The organism is Paraburkholderia mimosarum LMG 23256 = NBRC 106338 (assembly GCF_000739815.1).
GTDB lineage: Bacteria > Pseudomonadota > Gammaproteobacteria > Burkholderiales > Burkholderiaceae > Paraburkholderia > Paraburkholderia mimosarum.
Window position 1 is genome coordinate 1 of record NZ_BBJJ01000360.1, and the last position, 668, is coordinate 668.

Consider the following 668-nt stretch of genomic DNA (forward strand, 5'->3'; position numbering starts at 1 on the left):
CGGTGTTTTTATCATTGATTTTAGGCCACCGCCCTTCCGTCATTGCGTGGTTGTTTCAAGTAACCCAGTACGAGGCATCCGCCGATCGTCAATGCTGCGGCAGTTGCAGAAAGCGCGATTTCGGCCCACTACACGATCCCCCGTCGCACGACTCAGAGGCATGGCGCCCGCCCTGGATCGCCAATTTAGGAGCTTAAAGATGATGAATCGGGAACAAACTGCAGCGCTTCAGAAGGTAACGCTTGATTGTGTTTTGGACCTTAATAATAACGCGTTCGAATCAATCGAGAAGCTGACGACCTTGAACGTGCAACTCACCCGTGCAACGCTCTCTAAAACAATCGAACTTGCCCAGAAAGGGGTGTTGGCAAACGATCTTCGAAGCCCGCTTGCATTGCAAGAAAGTATCGCTATCCCGACTGTTGAACGGGTTCAAATCTACAGCCACGGCGTGGCTGGTCTTCTGCTGGACGTCGAGGCAGAGGTGATACGGGTTACGAAGGTATTGAATGAGTCCTGGTGCGGTCAATTGCAGACGATGGCCGAGAACGTAGCTAAGAACGCGCCAATTGGCGCAGAAACCGCCATGAACTCCCTGAATTCCTCAATCTGGGTGACAAACATGCTGTTCGGAAGCCTGCAGAATATTGGCCAGCAAGCGCTTAGCA

At 52.1% G+C, this 668-nt stretch carries 1 protein-coding gene; it reads left to right on the forward strand.

The genetic code is table 11. The annotated features are described in order from the left end of the window. Nucleotides 1-199: 199 nt before the first annotated feature. The coding region (gene phaP / locus BMI01S_RS37885; protein WP_169745514.1) for a TIGR01841 family phasin at nucleotides 200-668 on the forward strand (469 nt) is incomplete at its 3' end.